Source organism: Halorussus lipolyticus (assembly GCF_029338375.1).
In the GTDB taxonomy this organism is placed as follows: Archaea; Halobacteriota; Halobacteria; order Halobacteriales; family Haladaptataceae; genus Halorussus; species Halorussus lipolyticus.
On record NZ_CP119804.1, the window covers coordinates 2,309,059 to 2,326,709 of the forward strand.

Consider the following 17,651-nt stretch of genomic DNA (forward strand, 5'->3'; position numbering starts at 1 on the left):
GTTAATAGTCTGCCACCGCTACGCATAGGTATGAGAAGCTTCACGGTCGGGCGAGCGTTCGGAATTCCCATCAAACTCGACCTGACCTTCCTGCTCATCTTGCCGGTGTTCGCGTGGCTCATCGGCTCACAGGTCGGTCTCTGGGTCGATAACCTCAATCTCCTCTGGAACACCGATTTGGACCGCGCGGCGCTCACCGCCGGGAATCTGGAGTGGATACTGGGCGCGCTCGCCGCCATCGGCCTGTTCGTCGGGGTCGTCCTCCACGAACTCGGCCACTCGCTGGTGGCCATGCGCTTTGGCTTCCCCATCGACTCCATCACGCTCTGGATTTTCGGCGGCATCGCCCAACTCACCGAGCAACCCGAGGACTGGAAGCAGGAGTTGCTCATCGCCATCGCTGGTCCCGCGGTCAGCATCGCGCTCGGTGTCGGGTCGTTCCTCGCGCTGTTCGTGGTCCCCGATGGCTTGCCGACCGTCAAGTTCCTGTTCGGCTACCTCGCGCTGATGAACCTCACGCTCGCGGTGTTCAACCTCCTGCCGGGGTTCCCGATGGACGGCGGGCGGGTCCTCCGGGCACTTCTGGCGCGAAACCGGCCGTTCTCCGAGGCCACCCAGACCGCGGCCGAGGTCGGCAAGATATTCGCCATCCTGTTGGGCCTGTTCGGCCTGTTCGGGGGGAACTTCATCCTCATCGGCATCGCCTTCTTCATCTACATCGGCGCGACCAGCGAGGCCCAGCAGACGGTCATGAACGCGGCGTTCCGGGACGTTCGCGTCCGGGACGTGATGACCGCTGAGGACGACCTCAAGACCGTCACGCCCGATACCTCGGTCGCCGACCTGATGGAAACGATGTTCCGCCAGCGCCACACCGGCTACCCGGTCGTGGAGAACGGCCAGTTGGTCGGGATGGTCACGCTGGACGACGCCCGGCAGGTCTCTGAGGTCGAGCGCGAGGCCTACACGGTGGGCGACGTGATGTCCGACGAGTTGAAGACGATTCCGGCCTCCGACGACGCCATGAGCGCATTCGAGAAACTCCAACAGCACGGCATCGGCCGCCTGCTGGTCATCGACGCCGACGGCGAACTCGCGGGTCTGGTCTCCCGGACCGACCTGATGACCGCGTTCAACATCATCCAGAAGAGCGGCCGCGCCGACCGAATTACGCCGACCGAACAGCCAGTCAAAGAGACCGAACAGTTCTCCCGATAATGTGCGGGCGAACCTCGCTGTTCGCGCCGGCCGAGGCGGTAGCACAACGTTTCGACGCCGAACCGACCGAACCCCTCGAACCCAGATACAACGTCTCGCCGGGACAGAAACACCCGGTCGTCCGGAACGACGCACTCGACGCCATTCAGTTCCCGACGTGGGGGTTGGTTCCGCAGTGGTCGGACGACGCGCCCTCGTCGGGCCACATCAACGCCCGGTCCGAGACGCTGGCCGAGAAGCCGAGTTTCCGCGAGGCCTTCGCCGAGCGTCGGTGTCTGGTCCTCGCCGACGGCTTCTACGACTGGAAGCCGACCCCGACCGGGAAACAGCCCTACCGAATCGAGCGCAAAGACCGGAATCCCTTCGCCTTCGCCGGTCTCTGGGAACCCGAAACCGATACCCGAAACGCGACGTTCACCATCGTCACGACCGAACCGAACGCGGTGGTCGAGGAGGTCCACCACCGAATGCCGGTGATGCTTGACCGCGACGAGGAAGACCGCTGGCTTCGAGAATCCGACCCGGAGGTCCTCGGCGACCTGCTGGACCCCTACCCTGCCGACGAGATGCGCGCCTACCCGGTCTCCTCGGCGGTCAACGACCCCGGAAACGACTCGCCGGAGGTCATCGAGGAGGTCCCGGCCGAGGACGACGTACAGACGGGACTGGACGAATTTTAGCCCGGTCGCAAAAATTGGAAGTTGGAAGAAAGAACCGGAAGACGGCAATCGAGGACCGCAGTGTCGCAAAGCCGAAAGGAAGATAGCGAGAGTTGACGGCCACCGGGACGAGAACTTTCGCGGGAGGGTTGGTGACACGACGGCGGGAGGCCAGCCCGCCACCAGAGCCTCCGGCATCGCCGGGGAGGGCCGTATGCTTGCACGCTCTGCGCCCGAGCCGTCGGGCGCGTCTGCTTCTTTGGCGGGTTCGGACTTTGTTATGGGCCGTGTTCCGGCCGGAAGGAGGCGACTGTGAGCGAGTCAGAAGCGGTCTGAACTCGTTTTGCAACGGTTGAAACAGTCGCTGTCGAGGGCTTCGAGCGAAAACGGGAAACCTAAACCGACAGTTCGTCGGAGTCAGAAGGAATCAGGCTCGAAACCGTGGAAAATTTGGGAGTCCAGGTGCGAGAATCGAACCCGCGTCTCAGCCTCCACAAGGCTGAAGGATAGTCCACTACCCCAACCCGGACACGCAGGTAGACGTAGTGGCCCGCGAATTAAAATACGTTACGACTCTGCGCGATACTGGGACGGGGTGACAGTCTCCAATGGAAACGGAGGGGTTGCCCAGAAGCGGTGGGCCGGTCGGAGCGAATCGGGGCCGCCCCGACGACATGCTTTTCAGCGCGAGCGCCCAATCGACGCCCAAGCGTGGCCGTCACCGACAAAATCTACGTCAAGAACCACCGCCAAATCGGGTCCCAGTTGGAGACCAACATCCCCAAGGGAGCGTTCAAAGGGGCGACTCTCGACATGCTGTTTCAGGGGAACAACCTCGCCCAACTGGACGACACAACCCAAGAGCGCGTGCTGGACTTCGCCGAGGACTTCCTCGACTGCGACTGCCAGTCGAACCCCTACTGCGGGTGCCCCGAGGAGAAATTCATGCGCTACCTGCTGGAACTCCGCGAGCAGGGGATGGGTCCCGACACCATCGTGGACGTGATGACCGACGACTACATGGTCTACGCCTACCCCGGCGACATCCTCTCGTTCCTCGACAACTCGGTCCGGACGCTGGAAGCAGTCGAGGAGCTAGCCGACGTGGAGGGCGACAGCGAGATGACGGAGAACGCTCGCCGGAAGAAGCGAAACCTGTCGGGATAGGTCCTCAGCCGAGTCGATACGTCTCGTCGGACTCCAGTTCCTCGTCTAAGTCCTCTAGCTGGACAACTTCGTCTACGTCCTCGTCGTCGTCCAGTTGGGCTTTGAGGTGGTTGACGTACTGCTTGTACTCCTGTAACTGCTCGCGGAGGTGGTCGGCCTCCAGTTCGAGGCGCTCGTGTTCCCGGACGAAGCTCTTGGGCACCTCGACCTTGGGCGGGAAGTCGTCAGTTTCGGCGTCGTCGCCGAACTCGCTTTCGGGGACGACTTTGACCCGGCCGTCGTGGGCGACCAGCATGTCCACGTAGTCGCGGAACACCGCCGAGAGCGAGAGGTCGCGCTCCTCGGCTATCTCCCGGAGCGTCTCGAAGGACTCCTCGCTGACCCGGAAGGAAATCGTCTTGTTCTTGTTGCCCATCTTTGTGACACGTCGCGCGCGATACTACTTAATGGTTCGTCAGACGCGGGCTGAATCGTCGGCGAATCGGTGCATCGGCGGTCCGGATTACCGGAGTCGTTTCGGCCGGGCCATGGGTCTTCACGAACTTGAGTTGCGTCCCGATTCTGTTCGGCCGAGAACGGGGTTGCTCTTCTTGAGCGTCGAAATCGTAGTGGCGCTTGTGAACGTTTCTGAACGACTGGCCCTCGGCGGTGAACGACCGAGACGGGTGATGAGACGATGGTAGACCCGGCGACCGCGAGCAGACTCCAGTTCGCGGTGACGACCGTCGTCCACATCATCTTCCCGGTGATGAGCATGGGTCTCGCCCCCTTCCTCGTCTACTTCACGTGGAAGGAGATTCGGACCGGCGAGGAGCTTTACGAACGGCTCCGGCGGTTCTGGACCAAGATTTTCGCCGTGAGCTTCGCGGTCGGGACGGTGACGGGGCTTGTGCTGGAGTTCGAATTCGGCACCAACTTCGCGGCGTTCTCGGCCGCGGCGGGGGAGCTATTCGGCGGTCCCTTGGCGGTCGAGGGGATGATGGCGTTCTTCCTCGAAGCCACCTTCCTCGGCGTGTTCGTCTTTGGCAGAGAGCGCGTCTCGGACAGGCTCTACTTCGTGTCGTCGGTGATGGTGGGGTTGGGGACGTGGCTGTCGGCGGTGTGGATTCTGGTTGCGAACTCGTGGATGCAGACCCCGCGAGGGTTCGAGGTCGCCCGCGAGAGCGGCCAACTCACTATCCTGCTGACCGACCCAATCGCGGCGTATGCGAATCCCCGATTCCCGTGGATGTTCGTCCACATGCAGAACGCCGCGGTTCTCTCGGTGGCGCTGTTCATGGCCGGGATTGCGGCCTACCACGTCTACCGGCGGCGGCATCTCGGGGTGGTGGACGAGGGCAATTTGGACGGGGAGTTCTGGCGCGCGACGCTGAAAATCGCGCTGGTCGTCCTCATCGTTACCGCGCCGCTTCAAGTCCTGCACGGCGACGCCTACGGTCGGCACGTCGCCGAGACGCAACCCCAGAAGTTCGCCGCGATGGAGGCGGTCTGGGAGACCGACAGCTACGTGCCGGAGTACATCATCGCCTTCCCGACCAGCGTGGACGACTTGCTGAACCCGCGGGCGAAAGACATCTTCGGCATCGGGATTCCCGGAGGAGCCTCGTGGTTAGCTTCGGGCGGGAACCCGCAGGCCGAGATTACCGGCCTGAACGAGTTCGAGGGGTCGCCCCCGGTCGCCATCGTCTTCTGGTCCTTCCGGGCGATGGTGGCGATGGGCTTCTGGTTCATGCTGTTGGCGTTCTGGGCGGGCTATCGGTGGTGGACCGGCGACCTCTACGAGGACCGCCTGCTCCACAAGGCGCTGATGGCGTCGTCGGTGCTGGGCATCGTCGGCGTCGAGTTGGGGTGGATAGTCACCGAGGTCGGTCGCCAGCCGTGGGTGATTCAGGGCGTGATGAAGACCACCGAGGGCGTCTCGCCGGGACTGACGGCCGCCGAGGCCACCCTGACGCTCGCGGGGTTCGTCGGGGGCTACCTCGTCCTGCTGTCGCTGTACACCTACGTCATCGGCCGACTGATTCGGCGCGGCCCGGCCCCGCGCGAGGAGGCCGCCGACCGAGACGCGCCGAGTCCGGCATCCGCCGGGGCGGGTGAGGATGACTGAGGCGATTGCGCCGAGTGCGACCGGTCTCGCCTCGCTCGAAACGGGAGTCCCGCTGGAGACAGTCTGGTTCGGCGTTCCCCTCGGAGACCTCTGGTTCGTCGTGGTGTTTGCCTTCCTCGCTATCTTCCTGTTCCTCGATGGGTGGGATTTCGGCGTGGGGGCTATCTTCGCCCTGCGAGACGACCACCACGAGCGCGAGCAGTGTCTGGCGGCAATCGGCCCCTTCTGGGACGGGAACGAGGTCTGGCTGGTCGTCTTCGGCGGGTCGCTGTTCGCGGCCTTCCCGGCGGTGTACGCCGCGCTGTTCAGTCGCCACTACTTGCTCCTGTTCGGCGTCCTCGCGGCGCTCATCCTGCGCGGGATGGCCCCGGAGTTCTACGAACAGCGCGAGACCGAGGGATGGCAGACGTGGTGGGGCCGGGCGTTCGTCGTCGGGAGCGTCGGCGCGCCCTTCCTGTTGGGCATCTTCACAGCGAACTGGCTGTTGGGCGTCGATGGAATCGCCGCCGCCTCGGTGGTCGCTGGTCTCGCGCTCGTCGCGCTCAACGTGGCCTCAGGCGCGGCCTTCCTCCGGTTGAAGACGACGGGACCGCTCGCCGACGAGATGCCCGACTACGGAATCCGGGCCGCCGCGGCCTACCTCGCGCTGGTCGTAGTCCTCCTCGGTCTGCTCGCGCTCCGCCCCGCGGTTCGGGACGCGCTGGTCGCGCCCGGCCCGGTCGCACTGGTCGTCGGGTCGGTGGCATTGGGCGTCGGGTTCGTCGTCGCCGCGCGGCGCGACCGACCCTACGTCGCGCTCGGAACCGCGGGCGGCATGACGGGCGCGTTCGTCGCGCTCGTGGCGGTCCTGCTGTACCCCACCGTCGAACCCCTGACCGGCCTGACCGTCGAGGAGGCCATCATCGGCGCGCCCGCCGTCGAGTTGCTGACCGTCGGGGCCGCGCTCCTGATTCCGCTGGTGTTGACCTACTTCGCCGTCCTCTACTCGGCGTTCAGTGGTCCAATCGACGTCGAGGAGTCGTACTGAATCGGCGTAAAGAAATTTATACAATTGCTTTAGAAACGTATAAGATTTTTAAGAGTGACTGATTGTGTCTTCGAGCGGGGAGCCGACTTCGCGGACGTGACGAACGGGACACCGACCGGTGGTCACCGATTTTAAGCCGATTCCCGTCGTCGTGGCTCAAAGTGACCGTCTCGGACGTTGTGCGCGTTCTTCAGGTGGAGTTTTCGGACCTCCCCATCGGCGGCTACCTCGAACTGCTCTGGGACTTCGCGCTGTTCGTCGTCCTTTTCGGGGTCCTGTACGCCATCGGTCGGCGAGTCGTCCTGCCGATAGTCGAGCGCGCGCTCGGCATCCAGCGAATCCAAGAGACCATCGCCAGCGCGGCGGTCAAGACCATCCACGTCGCCGTGGTTCTGGCGGCGCTCCGCCTCGCGCTCGACGCCACGGGCTACGGCTACCTGCTGTCCATCCCGCCGACCGTAATCGCGGCGCTGACCGTCGCTGTCGGGTTCGCCAGTCGGGACATCGCGGCCAACCTCGTGGGCGGGGTGTTCATCGTCACGGACCCGAAGTTCAACATCGGCGACTGGATTCGCTGGCAGGGCAAGGAGGGCATCATCGAGGACATCAGTTTCCGCGTCACTCGCGTCCGGACCTTCGACAACGAACTGTTGACCGTGCCGAACTCCCAACTCGCCACGAACGCGGTGGTCAACGCGGTCGCAAAGTCCCCGAGGAGGGTCTCGCACACCTTCCACGTCAGCGACGACGCCGACCTCGGGCACGTCGCCGAGGTCCTCGTCGAGGAGGCCCGCGCTCACGACGACGTGTTAGACCGCCCGACGCCGACGGCCCGAGTCACCGAACTCGACAACGGTCTGGCCGGCGTGCAGGCCCGCTACTGGATAGACAAGCCCTCGCGCGAGGCGTTCGTGACCATCCGGTCGGAGTACTTCCAGCGGGTCAACCGCCGATTGAACGAGGACGGCATCGAACTGCCCGAAAGCGGGTAGTCAGAGGTACTGTGCCAACCCGGCGACGACTTTGTTCTCCGCCCGTCGAAGATGCTCCTCGAAGGTCCGGCGCTCGACGCCCAACTTGCCGGCAACTTCGGCGGTAGTCGCGTCGCGGGGAATCCGGTAGTAGCCCATCTCGACCGCGGTCAGCAGGGCCTCGTGCTGTCGGGGCGAGAGGTCCGGCAGGGCCGAGTCGAGGGTCAGCAGGGGCCGGTCGGCCCGGACCGACGCCACCTCGCGCTTCGAGTCCACGACCACCGGGAACTCCGCAGACACGTCCCGGTAGAACGCGGTCAGGTTCCCGGCGTCGAGCGCCAGCACCCGGCACCACTTCCGGCCCTCGGCGTACCGCAGGGGCGGCACGAGGAGACAGTCGTGTTCGGCCAGCGTGGCCTCGATTGGGTCGTCGCCGTGTTCTTTCAGACAGGCGTCGGTGATGAGCAGGCGCTCGTCGCCCTCCGCGATTCGCTCCCGGACGCCCACCGCGTCCTCGACGTGGGCGACGACCGATTCGGCCTCCGACCCGCCGACGTGAAGCAGGTCGCAGTGGTCGTTGCACCAGAGTTCGACCGTGGTGTCGGTGCCCGCGGTGGCAGACGAGTACGCGCCGGGGTGTTCGATTCCGAGGACCGCTTCGTGCATCGACCCACACTCGGCGGTGATAGTATTTAAATCCCCCTCCAAAAGGTGGTATTCAGGTATTTGCCTCTCGCGCCCGAACAGTATGGTATGAGCGAAGGCCAACCGGAACAGCAAGCCGAAGAAGACGGCGAGGCCGACGAGGCCACGGGCGAGTCCGAGTGGAGCGTCGGCGAACCCAGCGACCAGTGGCGCGAGTATCAGGGTGCGCCGACCGGCACCGACATCGAGTGCGAGGGGTGGCGACAGGAGGCCGCCCTCCGAATGCTGAACAACAACCTCGACCCCGAAGTCGCCGAGAAACCCGAGGACCTCGTGGTCTACGGCGGCACCGGTCGGGCCGCCCGGTCGTGGGACGCCTACGACGCCCTCCTCGCCGAACTCCGCGAACTGGACGACGACGAGACCTTACTCGTCCAGTCGGGCAAACCGGTCGGTCGATTCGAGACGCACGAGAAAGCCCCCAGAGTCCTCATCGCCAACTCCAACCTCGTGGGCAAGTGGGACGACTGGGAACACTTCCACGAACTCGAAGCGAAGGGCCTCATCATGTACGGCCAGATGACCGCCGGGTCGTGGGCCTACATCGGCACACAGGGAATCATCCAAGGGACCTACGAGACCCTCGCCGAACTCGGCGAACAGCACTACCCCGACCGGAACGGTCTCGAAGGCAAAATCGTCGTCACCGGCGGCCTCGGCGGCATGGGCGGTGCCCAACCCCTCGCGGTCACGATGAACCACGGCGTCTGCATCTCTGCCGAAGTAGACGAGGAGCGCATCGACCGCAGAATCGAGACCGGGTACTGTCAGGACAAGACCGACGACTTGGACGAGGCAATCGAGAAGGCCAAACAGGCCGCCGAGAAAGGCGAACCCTACTCGGTCGGCGTCCACATCAACGCCGCGGACATGCTGGAAGGGATGCTCGAACGCGGCTTCGTCCCCGACGTAATCACCGACCAGACAAGCGCCCACGACGAGTTGGAAGGCTACTACCCCTCGGGCTACACCGTGGCCGAGGCCGACCAACTCCGAGACGAAAATCCCGAAAAGTACGTCGAAGAAAGCCTCGACACGATGGAGCGCCACGTCCAAGGAATCCTCGACATGCAGGACGAGGGAGCCATTGCCTTCGAGTACGGCAACAACATCCGCGGGCAGGTGAAGGAACACCGGAATCTGGAGGAGGCCTTCGACTACCCCGGATTCGTCCCGGCCTACATCCGACCGCTGTTCTGCAGAGGGAAGGGACCCTTCCGGTGGGCCGCGCTGTCGGGCGACCCCGAGGACATCCATCGAACCGACGAGGCCGTCAAGGAACTGTTCCCCGAGAAGGACCACCTCCATCGCTGGATAGACCTCGCCCAAGAGCAGGTCGAGTTCCAAGGACTCCCCTCTCGCGTCTGCTGGTTGGGCTATCAGGCAGACGGCGGAGACGGGAATGACGGAGACGGCGGAGACGACGAGGACAATCTGACCGAGCGCGCCCGGTTCGCGCTCCGAATCAACGAACTCGTCGCCGAGGGAGAAATCTCGGCCCCAGTCGTGGTGACCCGCGACCACTTGGACGCCGGGAGCGTGGCGAGTCCGAACCGCGAGACAGAGGCCATGAAAGACGGCTCTGACGCCATCGCGGACTGGCCGATTCTGAACGCCCTGCTGAACTGCGCCGCCGGGGCCGACATCGTGTCGGTCCACGACGGCGGCGGAGTCGGCATCGGCAACGCGCTCCACACGAACAACCACGTCGTGCTGGACGGGTCGGACCTCGCCGAGGAGAAGGCCCGGCGCGTCTTCACCACCGACCCCGGAATGGGCGTGATTCGCCACGCCGACGCTGGCTACGACGAGGCGCTCGCAGAGGCCGACGAGTCGAACGTCGCGGTACCGATGCGGGACCACGAATGACTGAGTGCGAACACACCTTCAATTGGATGGGACCCTCGAACGATTCGAACGACGAGCAGTTCGGCCACGTGGTCGAACTGGCGAGTATCGCTGAGGCCGACCGCTTCGACGCCGTGCTGGTCGGGGAACCGTTCGACCGGGCGGTCATCGGTCGAAAGGGCGCGAGCGAGGGACCGGCGGCGCTCCGCCAGCACCTCGCCGGGACCAAGACCCACCACTTCGACGCCGGGCCGGTGGGGTCCATCGCGGACCTCGGGGACGTGACCCTCGGCGACGGAGAGGAGGACTCTGGTTCTGTCGCCGACCTGCAGGAGCGCGTCCGGACCATCACCGAACAGGTCCACGACGCCGACGCCTTCCCGGTCTTCCTCGGGGGCGACAACTCGATGACCTACCCGAACGCTGTCCCCCTGCTGGAGGAGGACACCCTCGGCGTCCTCAACTTCGACGCCCACCTCGACGTTCGAGAGGTCGGCGACGACCCGACCAGCGGGACGCCCTACCGCCAACTCTACGAGGAGGGTCTCGATGCCTACGCCTGCGTCGGTGCCCGGCACTTCGAGACCTCGACCAACTACGCCGAGTACGTCCGCGGACAGGGCGGCGAGGTGGTCACGGCCGAGGAGGTCGGCGACGACGAAGTGGCGGCAATCGACCGGGCGCTCGATTCGCTCGGCGACGTGGACCAGATTTACGTCAGCGTGGATTTGGACGTGTTGGAGGCCTCGGCCGCACCCGGTGTGAGCGCGCCGACTCCCGGCGGCATCACGACCCGCGAACTGTTCCGGATGCTCCGACTGCTCGGTGCCGAGGACCGACTCGCCGGGTTCGAGGTCGTGGAGTGCGCGCCGGGCCTCGAATCGGGCACCGCGAACCTGACCGCGACCGCCGGAGCGAGAGCAATCGCCCACCTGCTGAGTGCCCGGCCGAAGGAATCCAGTCGGTCCCACCGCTCGGAGGGTCAGCGATGACGCTCACGGCAGTCGTCCACGACGCCGCCGAAATCGTCACGCTCGAAGAAACCGAGGCCGAAGGTGAGGAGGGCGGTTACGACCTCGGCATCTACGAGGACGCCGCCATCGCAATCGAAGACGGGAAGGTCGCTCGGGTCGGCCCGACCGGTCCCGTCACCCGCGAGTTCCCGCCGGAGAACGCGGTCCACGACGTGGACGCCACCGGCAAATCGGTGATTCCGGGGTTCGTGGACCCGCACACTCACGCCCTCTTTGCTGGCGACCGGTCCGACGAGTTCGAGGCCAAACTGCGGGGCAAGACCTATCAGGAGATTCTCGAAGACGGCGGCGGCATCCTCCGGACCGTCAGGGCGACCCGCGAGGCGGGAGACGAGCAACTGCTCGACAACCTGCTCGGGCACCTCGACACGATGCTGGCCCACGGGACTACCACAGTCGAAGTCAAATCCGGCTACGGTCTCGACACCGAGACCGAACTCCGGATGCTCGACATCATCGACCGAGCGGACGATTCGCATCCGGTGGACGTGGTTCCGACCTTCATGGGTGCCCACGCGGTGCCGGAGGACAGGGAGACAGACGAGTACGTCGAGGAGGTCGTGAACGACCAGATTCCCGAAGTCGAATCGCAGGGCATCGCCCAGTTCTGCGACGTGTTCTGCGAGGAGGGCGTCTTCGACGTGGACCAGTCCCGCAGAGTGCTGGAAGCCGGGAAGGAGGCCGGACTGACCCCGAAGGTCCACGCCGAGGAGTTGGCCCACATCGGCGGGACCCAGTTGGCGGCCGAAGTCGGAGCGACGAGCGCCGACCACCTCCTCCACTCGACCGACGAGGACATCTCTGCGCTAGTCGAATCCGACGTGGTGCCGGTCCTGCTCCCCGGCACCGCCTTCGGCCTCGGCGCGGAGTACGCCGACGCCCGGCAGTTCATCGAGGCCGGGGCGGACGTGGCGATAGCGACCGACTTCAACCCCAACTGCTACAGTCAGAGCATGGGCTTCGCGTCCTCGCTGGCCTGCGTCGAGATGGGGATGACCCCCGCCGAGGCCCTCGTGGCTTCGACCACTAACGCGGCCGCCGCGCTCGACCGGCCCGAATCGGTCGGGACCTTGCGGGAGGGGTCGCCCGGTGACATGGCGATTCTCGACGCGCCGACCCACGTCCACGTGCCCTACAACTTCGGCGTGAACGCGGTCGAGACAGTCCTGAAGGACGGGGAGGTGGTTCACCGTGACTGATTCGAATTCCGACGCTGACCCCGACTCGGGACCGAACGCCGACCCGGAACCGGTCCGCGCCGACGGGGAGAGTCTAGTGCCGGAGGACGTGGCGCTGGTCGCCCGAGAGGACGCCCGAGTCGTCGTGCCCGAGTCGGCCCGCGAGGAGGTCCGGACCGCCCGCGAGCGCGTCGAGGAGGTCGTCGAGAGCGGCGACCCCGTGTACGGCGTGAACACCGGGTTCGGCGAACTCGTGGACCAGCGCATCCCCCGCGAGGACGTAGAGCAGTTGCAGTTGAACTTGGTCCGAAGCCACGCCGCCGGGGCGGGCCGGGAGTTGGACCGCGAGGAGGTCCGGGCGTTGCTTTTGGGGCGACTCAACGCCTTAGTCAAGGGTTACTCGGGGGTTCGGGAGAGCGTCGTGGACCTCCTCGTCGGGATGCTCAACGAGGGGGTTCACCCCGTGGTCAAATCTCGGGGGAGTCTGGGCGCAAGCGGGGACCTCGCACCCCTCGCTCACCTCGCGCTGGTGCTGGTCGGCGAGGGCGAGGCCGAAGTCGAGACGGCCGAGGGAACCGAGCGCATGGCCGGCGCAGAGGCCCTCTCTGCGGTCGGTCTCGAACCCCTCACGCTCCGGGCGAAGGAGGGCATCGCGCTCATCAACGGGACCCAGTTGTCGGTCGGACTGGCGGCGCTGGCGGTCGTGGACGCCGAGCGAGCGGTCCGGGCCGGCGACGTGGCCGGGGCGCTCACCACCGAGGTCACGATGGGGACCACCGCCTCCTGCGACCAGTCGATTGCGGCAGTCAGGCCTCACGAAGGGCACGCCGAGAGCGCCCGGAACGTCAAGCGACTGACCGCCGAGTCCGAAATCGTGGAGTCCCACCGCAACTGCGACCGGGTGCAGGACGCCTACTCGATTCGGTGCCTGCCGCAGGTCCACGGCGCGGTCCGGGACGCGATTGCCCACCTCCGGGAGGCCGTCGAAGTCGAACTGAACAGCGCGACCGACAACCCGCTCATCTTCGACGCGGCGGACGCCGACGAGCGCGCTTCGGGGACCGAGAACGCCGCGGTCCTATCGGGCGGGAACTTCCACGGCGACCCGCTCGCGCTCCCGCTGGACTACCTCACGAACGCGATTACCGAGTTGGCGGCCATCTGCGAGCGCCGGGTCGATAGGATGCTGAACCCGAACGTGCAGGAACCCCACTTGCCGCCATTCCTGACCGAGGGAAGCGGCCTGCGCTCGGGGTACATGATTGCCCAGTACACCGCGGCGGCGCTGGTCAACGAGAATCGAGCGACAGGGCGGCCCTCGATGGACAACACGCCGGTCAGCGGGAATCAGGAGGACCACGTGAGCATGAGCGCCCAGTCGGCGTTCGACGCTCGGTCTGCGGTCGAGAACGCGAGTACGGTGGTCGGCATCGAACTGCTCTGCGGCGCGCAGGCCGCGGACTTCATAGACGAGGACCTCGCCCACGGCGTCGGCACCGGCGCGGCGTATCAGGCGGTCCGGGACGTAGTGCCGCCGCTGGTCGAGGACAGGCCGATTCACGACGACATCGAGAGCGCCGACGCGCTGGTCTGGTCGGGACTGCTCGAGGAGCGAGTCGAAGACGCACTCGACGAATCGCTGGCCTGACAATTAGTCGAATCGGCGGCGAGTTTCGTGGTCGAACTGCTCCGGCGATGGGGAGGGCCGCGCCATCAACCCATCAGGTACCGGAGCCAACGGTTCCGTTTTGCGAACTCCGCGTCTTCGAGGAACTCGTCGAGGCCGAGGATGCGGCCCGCGCCGAACGCCCCGAGACCGAACAGGAGCATCGCGTAGACGATGTGTGAGTCGATGACGAGGCCGTTCGCCAGCGGCAGGCTCGCCGCCCAGTAGAACACCATCATCACCGCGCCCCAGAACGCGCTCCAGCGGACGAACGCGCCGAGCAGGAGCGCGAGTCCGACCAGCGTCAGGCCCCACTGGTTGAGCGGGTCGATGAGCCACAACCAGTCGTTGGCCAGCGTGGTCCAGAGACCGCCGAAGGGGTTGCCCGCCGGAATCGCGTTGAGCAGGAAGCCCTTGGCGGACCACGAGGGGTCGAGGACCTTCGTGATGCCGGCGTAGAACAGCGTCCACCCCATCACCAGACGCAGGGCCAGCAGGGCGTACCCGACCCACGTCTCGGAGTACGTGAAATTGGTGCGCCGCCCGAACAGTTCGGCTTCGAGTTCACGAGTGGACATCGGTGGTCACCTCACATGCGGTACTTGTTCGGGGAAACCCTTAAACCGGGGCCGCGAGTCCCAGAAGCTGAAAATCGGGGCCTCGGCTTATCGACGGCGACAGCGAAGCGTGGGACATGTACCGAATCTTGGCCGCCATCGGCACCGACGAGGAGCGCGCGGTAGAGCAAGCCAGAGCCATCGCCGACCTGCCCCGGAACGGCGACGTGGCGGTGACGCTGTTCCACGACTTCGCCGACGACAATCCCGAGGGCGCGTCGGTCCAGCAGGTCGCGGCGGTGCGCCGGGCCGCGGAACTCCTCGAAGACGAGGACATCGAGGTAGACTACGCCGAGTCGAGCGGTGACGCTGTCCGGGCGGTCCTCGAAACCGCCGACGACATCGGGGCCGACCTGTTGTGTCTGGCCCCCCGAAAGCGGTCGCCGACCGGCAAGGCCATCTTCGGGAGCGTCACCCAGCAGGTGATTTTGGAGGCCGACCGGCCGGTGCTGGTGGTCGGCGCAGACGGCGCGGGCGAGTAGCCGGCGACCGCCCGCAGGAATATACACATATACAATTCTTAAAGAAATGAAATTGTTTTCGAGAGTAGTACTCTGATTGCTCTACTCGGTCGCGCACGGAGCGGTGTCGCGGCACTCCGGGCGCTCAAACCGGCCCGGACGACCACCGCGCTCGGCGGGTCGTCTCGTCGCCGGCCTCGGGCGACTCGGACTCGTCGGAATCCCGCGACTCGCGCTCGTCTCTGTTCGGTCCGGCGCTCTCGGCGGACGCGCGGAACAGACCGTGTTCGGCGCAGTCGTACACGTCTCGGGCGATGTGCTGGCAGGCCCGACCGCAGTCCGGACAGGGGACGGTCGGGTCCTCGATTCGGGTGTCGGCGTCCATCTCATGGTAGACCTCGCGCCACCCCGCACTGGGCGACTCGCGCTCGTCAACCATCGGACTCCTCGGCGAGGCGGGCGGGCGTCTCGGCGGAACCGTCGTCGGCGGACGAGCGCCGCGACCCGCACCAAAAACACCCCTTGCTGAGTCGCGGGTCGGTCGATTCGAGGCCGCATCGCTCACACCGCCAGTAGCGGTGGTCTACGTCGCCGTCGCTGTCCCGGCCGTCGTGCGGTCCGGTGGCGCTCCCGGTACTTTCTTGTGACCGTGACGTATTCGTGGACATTGGGCTTGCTCGCTAGGCACGCCCAGCGTTCGGGTGCTGGTCCCACCCGGCGCATTTCGAAGCGCGGTCGCTGGGCTGTTCGGAGTACGATTCTCGCGGTATCTCGCTGGTCCCCTGTCTCTCTGCCACCCCCGGTAAGTCTCGCGCGTTCCCCCTCGAAAGTCGGTTGCAGGTCGGTTCAGTTCGGTCCGAGCGCGCAGGTCAGGCCTGCGGGCCGGGTTCGGCGTCGGCGGCGTCCTCGGCCGCGTCAGCGTTTTCGGCCGCATCGGCGGATTCGGGGTCGTCTGCCGACCCGTCGTCGCCACTGGGCATGTCTTCGAGGCTTTCGAGCGCCGAGATGACGAGTTGGCGGTAGGTTTCGAGCGGCCGGTCGTACTCCGACTCGACCATCCCGTCGTACTCGTTGACCTCGGGGTCGAACGACTCGATGCGGTCGAGGGTCTGCTCTGCCGTCTCGACTACCCAGCGGTCCCGAGTGTCGGCGTCAACCTGCGTGATGGACTCGGGCCGCACGGAGACATTGACGTTGCCGTCGTCGGTTTCGTAGGTCCGGGGCTTGCCCGTAATCGCCACGTAGGCGGGCGGTTCGAGTTCTCGGAGCATGCTCGCGGCCTCGGGTTGGTACTGGCCGGCGTAGACGAAGAACGGGTCGCCGTTCGGGTCCACGACGCGGCCCTGCCAGTACTCGCTGTCCTCGCCGACGTCCTCGGTTTCGGTCAGCGTGCCGACGATGAAGATTCGATTCGCTCGCTCGCCCGTCGGCAGTAGGGCGTACAGCGGCGCGCGCTCCTCGTCCGATTCCTTGAACGTGTGGGTCGCGTCGTTGAACTCGCCGGCGAACACGCGGCGGGCGACCTCTCGGGTGGGTGTTCCAGACATTTCACATCGACCTCGCTTTAATCAGCACTTCCTCGGCATCCGTCGGCCCGGCGAGTTCCTCCATCTCGTTGACCAACAGATACCGGCCCATCGTCGGCCCGGATACGCGGTAGTAGAGACCGAGGGTCTTCTCGCGCATCTCCTCGGCGACGACGGTGGTGTCGAGGGCGTCCATCGCCATGTCCTGTGCTTCTTCGAGACCGATGTCGGTCAACTCCTCGGTGGCGTCCTTGTCGAAGATAACCTTGTGGACCTCGGTGCCGTCGTCGATGACACCCTTGATGCGGAGGTCGAACTCGCCTTCGACTTCGCCGTGTTCGGAACACCGCCCGTTCTGGAGGACGCGGGTGCAGTCCTCGTTCGGACAGCGTTTGATGAGTCCGGACCCACTCTGGATGTCCACCAGCGCGCCTTCGACCTCGGCCGAGTCGTCGCCGACTTCGATGTCTTCATCGACCTCCTCGATGGTGGTCGTCCGGTTGAGTTTCACCGAGTAGTCGCCCTGATACTCGTCGGAGACGAGGTTTCCGAAGCGGTAGACCGCACCGTCCTCCAGTTCGGGGAGGTCGGAGTCGGCCCACTTGGTGAACTTGATGGTGCCCGTTTCGTCGCCGAGCAGTCCGACCTGCCCGACCGCATCGCTCCGGGGTTCCCAGAGGTCCACGACTTTGGCTGTGAGGCCGAGCCACTGCTCGTCCTCGGTCACGTCCTCGACGTTGACCTCCTCGGTGCCGCCGCCACCGCCGCTCCGGATGTCGTCGCGCTCCAATCCGGCTTCGTCGAGGTAGTGGCTGACGACGCTCCGGCGGGCCTCCTCGAGAGGCACCCGGTACTCGTTGACGAGGTTGTCGAGGCGCTCCTCGATGTCGTCGGCTGTCAGGTCGAGATGCTCGGAGAACTGTTCGCGTATTTCTTCGGCGTGCTGGCGCACATCGCTCATGGTGTATCCGTCTCCGCGTCGTTTTCTTCGGGAGACATGCGACTGGTTTGTGCGCTATGGTATAAAAACCTCGGTGTCTCCGGAGTGAAAGTGAAACTGAAACCCTCAGAGCCGCTCCGTCCGGTTTTCTTCGCTTGTCTCCGACGCGAGCGCCACGCCGAAACCGGCCACACCGACCGAAAATCCACCACACGACTATCACCCTCGGCCTCCAACTGGAACCATGTTCTTCGGACCGCCCTCCCGAGAGGACGAGGAGGCCGACCGAAATATCCGGCGGGCGCTCGGGGAGGGGTCGGCGGAGACGCTCAAAGCGTTCGCTCTGCTGGCGGTCCTGCTTCAGGCCGCCGTCCTCGGAGTCGCGCTCGGGACCATGCTCGTCGCGTTCCGCGGCCAGCGACTGGTCGGTGGTTCGCTGATACTCGCCGGACTCCTCGGACTCGGCGTCGCGGGAGCGGTCTACCGGCAGTTCCAGCGTCGGACCGTGACTTGACGAACAAACCTAT

Annotated in this window: 19 protein-coding genes and 1 tRNA gene; 12 read left to right on the forward strand and 8 right to left on the reverse strand. The window is 65.5% G+C overall.

Annotation, left to right across the window (positions count from 1 at the left end; all coding sequences use genetic code 11):
* Nucleotides 1-30: 30 nt before the first annotated feature.
* Together P2T57_RS11700 and P2T57_RS11705 are read left to right on the forward strand one after the other, a co-directional pair.
* Nucleotides 31-1,218, forward strand: a complete 1,188-nt coding sequence (locus tag P2T57_RS11700) for a CBS domain-containing protein (protein WP_276299392.1) — start codon at nucleotides 31-33, stop codon at nucleotides 1,216-1,218.
* Nucleotides 1,218-1,898, forward strand: a complete 681-nt coding sequence (locus P2T57_RS11705) for an SOS response-associated peptidase (protein WP_276299393.1) — start codon at nucleotides 1,218-1,220, stop codon at nucleotides 1,896-1,898. The genes P2T57_RS11700 and P2T57_RS11705 overlap by 1 nt, the downstream gene beginning before the upstream one ends.
* A gap of 435 nt (nucleotides 1,899-2,333) precedes the next feature.
* Here the strand turns inward: P2T57_RS11705 and P2T57_RS11710 are convergent.
* Nucleotides 2,334-2,406: transfer RNA gene (locus P2T57_RS11710), tRNA-His, on the reverse strand.
* A 182-nt stretch (nucleotides 2,407-2,588) separates the two neighbouring features.
* On the opposite strand from P2T57_RS11710, the gene P2T57_RS11715 reads away from it, so the two are divergent.
* On the forward strand, nucleotides 2,589-3,044 hold the full coding sequence (locus P2T57_RS11715; protein WP_276299394.1) for a DUF5814 domain-containing protein: 456 nt from the start codon (nucleotides 2,589-2,591) through the stop codon (nucleotides 3,042-3,044).
* Nucleotides 3,045-3,048: 4 nt separating this feature from the next.
* On the opposite strand, the gene P2T57_RS11720 is transcribed toward P2T57_RS11715, so the two are convergent.
* Nucleotides 3,049-3,459 carry a DUF8146 domain-containing protein gene (locus P2T57_RS11720; RefSeq protein ID WP_276299396.1) on the reverse strand — a complete coding sequence of 137 codons (411 nt, stop codon included), beginning with the start codon at nucleotides 3,457-3,459 and terminating at the stop codon, nucleotides 3,049-3,051.
* Nucleotides 3,460-3,720: 261 nt separating this feature from the next.
* On the opposite strand from P2T57_RS11720, the gene P2T57_RS11725 reads away from it, so the two are divergent.
* From P2T57_RS11725 to P2T57_RS11735, 3 genes are all read left to right on the forward strand, one after another.
* Entirely contained in the window at nucleotides 3,721-5,151 is a 1,431-nt protein-coding gene (locus P2T57_RS11725; protein ID WP_276299397.1) for a cytochrome ubiquinol oxidase subunit I, read from the forward strand.
* Complete coding sequence (locus P2T57_RS11730; protein ID WP_276299398.1) at nucleotides 5,144-6,178, forward strand: cytochrome d ubiquinol oxidase subunit II; 1,035 nt, start codon at nucleotides 5,144-5,146, stop codon at nucleotides 6,176-6,178. Before P2T57_RS11725 ends, P2T57_RS11730 begins: the two co-directional genes overlap by 8 nt.
* Before the next feature lie 161 nt (nucleotides 6,179-6,339).
* Nucleotides 6,340-7,170: a mechanosensitive ion channel family protein gene (locus P2T57_RS11735; protein WP_276299399.1), complete on the forward strand. Its 831-nt coding sequence runs from the start codon at nucleotides 6,340-6,342 to the stop codon at nucleotides 7,168-7,170.
* Here P2T57_RS11735 and P2T57_RS11740 read toward each other — a convergent pair whose 3' ends face one another.
* Entirely contained in the window at nucleotides 7,171-7,815 is a 645-nt protein-coding gene (locus P2T57_RS11740) for a helix-turn-helix domain-containing protein (protein ID WP_276299400.1), read from the reverse strand.
* An 87-nt stretch (nucleotides 7,816-7,902) separates the two neighbouring features.
* Here P2T57_RS11740 and hutU point away from each other — a divergent pair, with 87 nt between their 5' ends.
* Genes hutU through hutH form a run of 4 tightly spaced genes read left to right on the forward strand, consistent with a single transcriptional unit; the run spans nucleotide 7,903 to nucleotide 13,562 of the window.
* On the forward strand, nucleotides 7,903-9,723 hold the full coding sequence (gene hutU, locus P2T57_RS11745; RefSeq protein ID WP_276299401.1) for a urocanate hydratase: 1,821 nt from the start codon (nucleotides 7,903-7,905) through the stop codon (nucleotides 9,721-9,723).
* Entirely contained in the window at nucleotides 9,720-10,694 is a 975-nt protein-coding gene (gene hutG, locus P2T57_RS11750) for a formimidoylglutamase (RefSeq protein ID WP_276299402.1), read from the forward strand. Before hutU ends, hutG begins: the two co-directional genes overlap by 4 nt.
* Complete coding sequence (gene hutI / locus P2T57_RS11755; RefSeq protein WP_276299404.1) at nucleotides 10,691-11,935, forward strand: imidazolonepropionase; 1,245 nt, start codon at nucleotides 10,691-10,693, stop codon at nucleotides 11,933-11,935. Before hutG ends, hutI begins: the two co-directional genes overlap by 4 nt.
* The gene (gene hutH / locus P2T57_RS11760) at nucleotides 11,928-13,562 is read left to right on the forward strand and encodes a histidine ammonia-lyase (protein WP_276299405.1); all 1,635 of its coding nucleotides are present in this window, start codon (nucleotides 11,928-11,930) and stop codon (nucleotides 13,560-13,562) included. Before hutI ends, hutH begins: the two co-directional genes overlap by 8 nt.
* 65 nt (nucleotides 13,563-13,627) lie before the next feature.
* On the opposite strand, the gene P2T57_RS11765 is transcribed toward hutH, so the two are convergent.
* A complete protein-coding gene (locus P2T57_RS11765) occupies nucleotides 13,628-14,158 on the reverse strand; it encodes a DoxX family membrane protein (protein WP_276299406.1) in 531 nt (176 codons plus the stop codon).
* A gap of 116 nt (nucleotides 14,159-14,274) precedes the next feature.
* On the opposite strand from P2T57_RS11765, the gene P2T57_RS11770 reads away from it, so the two are divergent.
* A complete protein-coding gene (locus P2T57_RS11770; RefSeq protein ID WP_276299407.1) occupies nucleotides 14,275-14,679 on the forward strand; it encodes a universal stress protein in 405 nt (134 codons plus the stop codon).
* 124 nt (nucleotides 14,680-14,803) lie between these two features.
* Here P2T57_RS11770 and P2T57_RS11775 read toward each other — a convergent pair whose 3' ends face one another.
* From P2T57_RS11775 to P2T57_RS11790, 4 genes are all read right to left on the reverse strand, one after another.
* Nucleotides 14,804-15,097 carry a hypothetical protein gene (locus P2T57_RS11775; RefSeq protein WP_276299408.1) on the reverse strand — a complete coding sequence of 98 codons (294 nt, stop codon included), beginning with the start codon at nucleotides 15,095-15,097 and terminating at the stop codon, nucleotides 14,804-14,806.
* On the reverse strand, nucleotides 15,090-15,326 hold the full coding sequence (locus tag P2T57_RS11780; protein WP_276299409.1) for a DUF8118 domain-containing protein: 237 nt from the start codon (nucleotides 15,324-15,326) through the stop codon (nucleotides 15,090-15,092). The genes P2T57_RS11775 and P2T57_RS11780 overlap by 8 nt, the downstream gene beginning before the upstream one ends.
* Before the next feature lie 201 nt (nucleotides 15,327-15,527).
* Nucleotides 15,528-16,205, reverse strand: a complete 678-nt coding sequence (locus tag P2T57_RS11785) for an RPA family protein (protein WP_276299410.1) — start codon at nucleotides 16,203-16,205, stop codon at nucleotides 15,528-15,530.
* A gap of 1 nt (nucleotide 16,206) precedes the next feature.
* Entirely contained in the window at nucleotides 16,207-17,145 is a 939-nt protein-coding gene (locus P2T57_RS11790; RefSeq protein WP_276299411.1) for a replication factor A, read from the reverse strand.
* A gap of 223 nt (nucleotides 17,146-17,368) precedes the next feature.
* Between P2T57_RS11790 and P2T57_RS11795 the strand changes: the two genes are divergently transcribed.
* A complete protein-coding gene (locus tag P2T57_RS11795; RefSeq protein ID WP_276299412.1) occupies nucleotides 17,369-17,638 on the forward strand; it encodes a DUF7322 domain-containing protein in 270 nt (89 codons plus the stop codon).
* The last annotated feature ends 13 nt before the right edge of the window (nucleotides 17,639-17,651 follow it).